At 63.9% G+C, this 7153-nt stretch carries 7 protein-coding genes; 5 read left to right on the top strand and 2 right to left on the bottom strand.

All coding sequences use genetic code 11. The annotated features are described in order from the left end of the window. The 3 genes from EN925_RS16240 to EN925_RS16230 form a co-directional block, all read left to right on the top strand. The coding region (locus EN925_RS16240) for an extracellular solute-binding protein (RefSeq protein ID WP_128336707.1) at positions 1-726 on the top strand (726 nt) is incomplete at its 5' end. A gap of 3 nt (positions 727-729) precedes the next feature. Next, positions 730-1896 (top strand): molybdopterin-binding protein, encoded by a 1167-nt coding sequence (locus EN925_RS16235; protein ID WP_318014165.1) that lies wholly within the window; start codon positions 730-732, stop codon positions 1894-1896. A 13-nt stretch (positions 1897-1909) separates the two neighbouring features. Further along, the gene (locus EN925_RS16230) at positions 1910-3859 is read left to right on the top strand and encodes a molybdopterin biosynthesis protein (protein WP_127371677.1); all 1950 of its coding nucleotides are present in this window, start codon (positions 1910-1912) and stop codon (positions 3857-3859) included. On the opposite strand, the gene mobA is transcribed toward EN925_RS16230, so the two are convergent. Both mobA and EN925_RS16220 read right to left on the bottom strand, forming a co-directional pair. After that, positions 3843-4484 carry a molybdenum cofactor guanylyltransferase MobA gene (mobA, locus tag EN925_RS16225; protein WP_164753851.1) on the bottom strand — a complete coding sequence of 214 codons (642 nt, stop codon included), beginning with the start codon at positions 4482-4484 and terminating at the stop codon, positions 3843-3845. The genes EN925_RS16230 and mobA overlap by 17 nt on opposite strands. Beyond that, positions 4474-5367 carry a formate dehydrogenase accessory sulfurtransferase FdhD gene (locus EN925_RS16220; protein WP_064994250.1) on the bottom strand — a complete coding sequence of 298 codons (894 nt, stop codon included), beginning with the start codon at positions 5365-5367 and terminating at the stop codon, positions 4474-4476. The genes mobA and EN925_RS16220 overlap by 11 nt, the downstream gene beginning before the upstream one ends. A gap of 141 nt (positions 5368-5508) precedes the next feature. Between EN925_RS16220 and glp the strand changes: the two genes are divergently transcribed. Continuing rightward, positions 5509-6765 (top strand): gephyrin-like molybdotransferase Glp, encoded by a 1257-nt coding sequence (gene glp, locus EN925_RS16215; RefSeq protein ID WP_128336705.1) that lies wholly within the window; start codon positions 5509-5511, stop codon positions 6763-6765. A gap of 89 nt (positions 6766-6854) precedes the next feature. Then, complete coding sequence (locus tag EN925_RS16210; protein ID WP_064994283.1) at positions 6855-7094, top strand: sulfurtransferase TusA family protein; 240 nt, start codon at positions 6855-6857, stop codon at positions 7092-7094. Positions 7095-7153 lie beyond the last annotated feature (59 nt).

Genomic DNA, 7153 nt, shown 5'->3' with positions numbered 1-7153 from the left:
ACGCAGGCTTCTGGGCTGTTTGACCCCATCCTGCCGCTGTTCGAGAAGAAGACCGGCATCGGCGTGAAGGTTGTTGCTCAGGGCACCGGTCAGGCGCTCGACACCGGTCGGCGCGGCGATGCCGATGTGGTCTTTGTCCATGCCAAGGCGCAGGAGGAGAAGTTCATCGAGGAAGGGTTCGGGGTGAAGCGCTTCGACGTGATGTACAACGACTTCGTCCTCGTGGGGCCCAAGAGCGACCCAGCAGGCGTCAGCGGGACCAAGGATATCGCAGCCGCGCTGATCGCCATCGAAGCCAAGAAAGCGGCCTTCGTATCGCGCGGCGACAGGTCTGGCACCCACTCGGCCGAATTGAGTCTGTGGAAAACGGCCGGCATCGACATCGAGGCGGCCAAGGGCACCTGGTACAAGGAGATCGGCCAGGGCATGGGAGCGGCGCTCAACGCCGCGGCCGCCATGAACGCTTATACGCTTTCCGATCGTGGTACCTGGCTGTCATTCAAGAATCGGGGCGAGTTGGGCATTGCCGTCGAGGGTGACAAGCGGCTGTTCAACCAGTATGGCGTCATGCTGGTGAATCCGCGGAAGCATCCAAGTGTCAAAGCGGAGGCCGGCCAGCGCTTCATCAATTGGCTGATCTCTGCGGAGGGGCAGAAGGCGATCAGCGAGTACAAAATCGACGGCCAACAGCTCTTCTTCCCAAACGCGCAGCACGAGCGTTCCTGAAGCTTGTTGCAAACCGGCTCGGGTCTGCTTCACTATCGGGCCATGACGAGAACACTTTCTCCGACAGGCGCGCTCACCACCCTTGACAAGGCGCTCGCAGGGCTGCTCGACGGTGTGATGCCCGTCGCCACCTGCCTGGTTCCGCTCGATGAGGCTCTTGGGCGCGTGGCTGCCGGGATGCCGGCTGTCGTGCCGGCGCAGCCTGCGCGCGATATCGCTGCCATCGACGGCTGGGCGTGTCGCGCCTTTGATCTCGTGGGAGCGTCGGCCTATTCGCCAGTAGCATTGCCGACCCCGCCCCTCTGGGTGGAGACGGGCGATGCCATGCCTGGAAATCGTGACTGTGTGCTGCAGGCCGGTCTTATCGATTGCGATGGACCGGTGATCCAGGCGGCATCTGAAGCCGCGCCTGGCCAGGGTGTGCGCCGGATGGGCGAGGACATGGCGGCGAACCGCCCGCCAACATTTGAAGGAAAGACAATCGGCGTCGCTGACCTGCTGGTCGCTCGCAAAGTGGGATTGAGCCAACTTGCCGTACGGATTCCGTGCGTGCGTGCGATCGACGTCTCTGCCGAGAGCCACGAGACATTCTCCCTGCGGCTCGTGGTCGAGAGCCTGGGTGCCTCTGGAGCTTCGATTGCCGAAATAGAGGCCGTCGAGCGTGACGCGACAGCGATCGCTGCCGCTCTTGATGGCGAGTCCTGCGATTTGCTGCTCCTGATCGGCGGTACTGGCGATGGCTGCGCCGATGTGACCGCCGAGGCTCTCGCGCGGCGCCGGGTTCTGCTCGCGCATGGCATTGCTCTGCGGCCCGGGGGGACAACGGCGATAGGGCGGCTCGGCAAGACACCGATCGTCGCATTGGCCGGATCGCCGCAACAGGCTTTCGCGGGGTTCCTTGCACTCGTCCAGCCAGTCTTGGACCGCCTGTCGGGCAGATCTGAACGGTCCGGCATTATCTTGCCACTCTCGCGGAAAATTTCATCCGCGGTCGGGCTTTGCGAGATCGTTCTGCTCGCAAAGGAGCGGGATGTGTGGACACCGCTCGCTGTCGGCGACTTTTCGCTGGACGCCATGCGTCTTGCCGACGCCTGGCTTGCAGTTCCTGACGATAGCGAGGGGTATGCCGCCGGCACGCCTGTCGCCGCCGTTCCGCTCCGCAACTTTTGATCGGTGTTCCGCCATGACGCATTCTCCAACATCGGCCCAGCAGAACAGCGGCCAGGAGCAGTTCCTGACCATACTATCGCGCGAAGCTGCACTGGCGCGCTTCGAGGCCGAGCTGTTTCCCCGCCCACTACCGACCGAGAAGCGGACGCTGGCCAACGCGCTGGGGCTGGTTCTTGCCGAGGACGTCGCAGCGCCGGTCGACGTGCCGCCGTTCGACCGCTCAAATGTCGACGGCTTCGCGGTGCGTGCAGCCGACCTCGCCGTCGCCTCTGAACCGCGTCCCGTTCGGCTTGCGCTCAATGCGGAAGCGATTGCCTGCGGCACGGTTCCGCAGTTGCCCGTTCTGACCGGCACCGCCACGTCCATCGCAACCGGCGGACCGCTGCCCCGCGGCGCGGACGCGATCGTCATGGTGGAGCACACCCATCCCGCCGGGTTGAGTGCCATTGAGGTGGCCCGCAGCATCTCGCCCGGCCAGTTTATCTCCAACGCGGGATCGGACATGGCGCGAGGAGAAGTCTTGCTGCGTGCCGGAACCGAAATCGGCTCGCGCGAGATCGGCATGCTCGCTGCCTGCGGAATCGCACAGCTGACAGTGGCTCGCAGGCCACGCGTGGCCGTGATCTCCACGGGCGATGAACTCGTTCAGCCGGGCGAGCCGTTGCGACCGGCCGGCATCTATGATGCCAACGGCCCGATCATCGCTGCGGCTGTCACTGAAAATGGCGGCGAGGCGCATTTTCTCGGCGCCTTTCCCGACGACGAGGCGAAACTTGAGAAGGCTATGCGCGAGGCGCTCGCCGCCCACGACGTGCTGATCCTGTCGGGCGGCACGTCCAAAGGGGCAGGGGATGTCACGCATCGCATTATCGGCCGACTGGGCAAGCCCGGTATCATCGCCCACGGCGTGGCACTGAAACCCGGAAAGCCACTTTGCCTGGCTGTGTGCGAGGGCAAGCCGGTCATCATCCTGCCGGGATTTCCGACCTCGGCCATGTTCACCTTCCATGACATGGTGGTACCCGCCCTGCGGCGCATGGCGGGGCTGCCGCCGCGCGTCGATACTCAGGTCACCGCAAGCCTTCCGTTGCGGATTCCTTCCGAACTCGGGCGGACCGAATTCGCCATGGTTTCCCTTGTGCAAGGGCAGGGAGGATTGACGGCCTATCCGACCGGCAAGGGCTCGGGAGCGATAACATCCTTTACCCAGGCGGACGGCTTCATCCGCATCGAGGCACTCGCCGATCACGTGCCTGCCGGTGCCGACGTGGCGGTGACGCTGTTCACGCCGCGGGTCCGCGTTCCCGACCTCGTCGTCATCGGCAGTCATTGCGTCGGCCTCGATCTGGTCGTTGGCGAACTTTCGCGCCGCGGGATTTCAGTGCGCTCGCTGCCTGTGGGAAGCCTGGGCGGTCTTGCAGCGGCCAAGCGCGGCGAGTGCGATCTCGCCCCCATCCATCTCTTCGACCCGAAGACGCGGATTTACAACGCGCCTTTCCTCGGTGACGGTCTCGAACTCGTGCCAGGCTGGCGGCGCATGCAAGGTTTGGTATTCCGCCAAGGGGACGAGCGTTTCGAGGGCCTCGGCGCGGAGGAGGCGGTCCGTGCGGCGCTCGCCGACCGCGATTGCATGATGGTCAACCGCAACCAAGGCTCGGGAACGCGCATCCTGATCGACCAGCTCCTCGGCGTGGAACGCCCGGACGGCTACTGGAATCAGCCGCGCTCGCACAATGCCGTCGCCGCGGCGGTGGCGCAAGAGCGCGCCGACTGGGGTGTCACCATCGCGCCCGTCGCGCGTGCGGCGGGGCTCGGTTTTATCGTGCTGACCGAAGAGCACTACGACTTCGCAATGATCTCTGCGCGAAAGGAACGGCCTTCGGTGCACGCATTCCTCGAGGCTCTCCGGACCGACGAGGTCCTTCTGGGCCTGGAGCGCGCTGGGTTCAGCCGGCCGGGTTAGCAGAAAGCAACGCGGCCAGGCGCTCAGCTTCGGCAAGATCCTCGACCGTGTTGGCGTTGAAGAACGGGTCCACCGGCTCGACGGGCCAGGATACGGTGGCAAGGCGCTGGCGGGCGGTCCACCGGTCAATCTTGCGGAGACCCTCGTTGGTCAACGCATGCCGCAATTCATCCCGCAGCGCGACTTTCCAGAGCCCGATGACCGGATGCGCCTGGCCGCCGGATGCCGCCACCGCCAAGTCTGCTTTCTCTGTGATGCGCGCCTGCTGGAGGCGTGCAACGAGGTCGCTCGGCAGGAAGGGACAATCGCCGGCAGCGCTGACCACCCATTCTACACCCGGCCTGTTCCCCGCCGTCCAATCGAGTGCGGCGAGTATGCCGGCAAGAGGTCCCGGATAGCTCTCGATCGTGTCGGCGGCAACGGGCAGGCCAAAGCGGGCGAAGCGAGCGGGGTCGCCATTGGCGTTAAGAACGAGCCCGTCGCATTGCGGCGCTAGCCGTTCGATGACATGCTCAAGCATCGTTCGTCCGCCGATCACACGCGTCGGCTTGTCTCCGCCGCCCATGCGCCGACCCAGACCGCCGGCGAGCACCACGCCCAGCGTTACGGTTCCCTCAGTCGTCATGCTCGGCACCCTTGCGGCGGTGGCGCGGCGCTTCCTCACCGACCGAAGCGAGGTCCTGGTCGAAGACGATCCGCTCCTGGCCCGAAAGCACGGTGAAGCGCTTGCCGCGCGCCCGGCCGACCAGCGTCAGCCCCACCTGGCGGGCCAGCGCCACGCCCCAGGCTGTGAAGCCGGAGCGCGAGATCAATATCGGAATGCCCATCCGTACCGTCTTGATCGTCATCTCGGAGGTCAGCCGCCCGGTCGTGTAGATGATCTTGTCTGCCGGATCGACGGTGTGGCGGTACATCCAGCCAGCGATCTTGTCGACGGCGTTATGGCGCCCGACGTCCTCCATATAGCAGATTGGCGTGCCCTCCCTGCAAAGGACGCAGCCATGAATCGCGCCTGCTTCCAGATAGAGCGACGGCGTGGTGTTGATCTTGCGCGTCAGCTCGTAGAGCCAGGAGGTGCGAAGCTCAGCGGGCGGAAGTGTGATGTCCTCGATCGCCTCCAACACGTCGCCGAACGCAGTGCCTTGGGCGCAACCCGAGGTCTGCGTCCGCTTTCTGAGCTTCTGCTCGTAGTCGGTGTTGCGCTCGGTGCGAACGACCACGACCTGCAGGTCTTCGTCATACTCGACATCCGTCACCACGTCGTCAGGCAGAAGCATGTTCTGGTTCAGCAGATAGCCAAGCGCAAGATATTCAGGGTAATCGTTGACCGTCATCATGGTGACGATCTCCTGCGCGTTGAGATAGAGCGTCAGGGCACGTTCTATCGGTACGCGGACCTCCACCGTCGCGCCTGTATGGTCGACGCCCGCGACCAACTCGGTCAGCCGTCGGTCTTGCGGGTCGGGTGTGATGATGGCGTGTTCGGGTTGGCGTCTCATCAAATGCATGGCAGTCTCCTGACGTCGTATTCTGGCTCGCCACTGCTCTGGCCTGATGTATCTTACAGGTGTTCAACCGAAGCTAATTAAAAAAAGCTCGGATTGATGCGATTGCTGCCAAGGCGGCACCCTCGTGCAATTGGAACATAAATGGCGCAAATCTCGGATGACTGCTTCGCTTTCGGCGGACCGATGCGGCCCATCGACGAGACCGCCGCGCTCATCGCCTCGAAACTGAGTGCTGTGCAGGAGGTCGAGGCGGTCTCGCTCGTGCTGGCGGATGGACGCTTCCTGGCGAGGAAGATGGTCGCACCGCTGCCGCTGCCACCCTTCACAAATTCCGCGGTCGATGGGTATGCCGTGCGAGGGGCCGACCTGCCGCAAACCGTCAAAACGGCGTTCGCCGTTGCCGGGAGGGTTCAGGCCGGCATGGCGCCGGATGAACCTGTGCTGCCCGGCCAAACGATGCGCATTTTCACTGGCGCTCCAATGCCCAAGGGGGCCGATACAGTGTTCATGCAGGAAGATGTGAGCGTGGACGGATCTGGCCGGGTCATTCTCCCGCCCGGCTTGAAAACGGGTGCCAATGTCCGTCCTATGGGTGAGGATGTCGCACTGGGTGAAGGCGTCCTCCCAGCCGGCCACCGGCTGCGGCCGCAAGATGTCGCGCTGGCCGCCGCATTGGGATTCATCGAACTCCAGGTCAAGCGCAGGATACGTGTCGCAGTGTTCTCGACCGGGGACGAAATCGTTGCGCCTGGAGACCTGCGCGGACCAGCGCAGCTTTTCGACTCGAACCGCTTCATGCTTACGGCAATGCTCGCTCGGCTCTGCTGCGACGTCACCGATCTCGGTATCCTGATGGATGACAGCCGCCTGATTGCCGAAAAGCTGCGCGAAGCGGCATCGAGCCATGACCTGATCCTGACTTCGGGCGGTGTGTCGACGGGCGAGGCCGACTGCGTGAAGGCCGCTGTCGAGAGCGCCGGAACCTTGGTGTTCTGGCGCGTCGCGATCAAGCCGGGCCGGCCCGTCGCCATGGGCGTGATCGATGGAATCCCGCTGATCGGACTTCCTGGCAATCCGGTGGCAAGCTTCGTCACCTTCGCCCATATTGCCCGCCCTGCGAACCTCGCCCTCGTCGGGGCGCGGCAGCAACCGCCGATCCCGATCGCTGTGCGGGCCGGCTTTTCTTACAGCAAGAAGCAGGGACGGCGCGAGTATGTACGAGCAAACGTGCACGCGACCGCGGATGGTTCCTACGAGGCGACGAAGTTCCCCCGAGAAGGCGCCGGACTGCTTTCATCTCTGGTCGCCACGGACGGTCTCGTCGAACTGGGTGAGGAGATAGTCCATGTCGAGCCGGGCCACACGGTCAACTTCCTCGCCTATTCCAGTCTTCTGTGACAGCCGTCCGGCCGCGCCAGAAGCAGGAGCCAAGACCCCAACGCTCCAATTGACGATGCCACGCCCCGTCGGGCATCATGCTGGCCATGATGACCACGACGAAGCTGGATCTGACCGGGCTTAAATGCCCCTTGCCCGCACTGAAGACGCGTAAGGCGCTGAAAGCCTTGAGGCCAGGCGATCGGCTCGAGGTTCACTGCACGGACCCACTGGCGGTCATCGACATACCAAATCTTCTCACTGAAATGGGAGAACGCCTTGAATCGACGGAACGCGACGACGATCGGATCGTGTTCGTGATCGAAAAAGCGCAAGCTGCGACGATCTGAAGGGTTGCACCACATCTCCCGCGGTTCCACGATATGACCTGGCAACGCCCAGCCTTGGT

Source organism: Mesorhizobium sp. M7A.F.Ca.US.006.04.2.1 (genome assembly GCF_004022915.1).
In the GTDB taxonomy this organism is placed as follows: Bacteria; Pseudomonadota; Alphaproteobacteria; order Rhizobiales; family Rhizobiaceae; genus Mesorhizobium; species Mesorhizobium ciceri.
The sequence above is the reverse complement of the archived record's forward strand: the minus strand, read 5'-3'. Positions and strand labels throughout refer to the sequence as shown.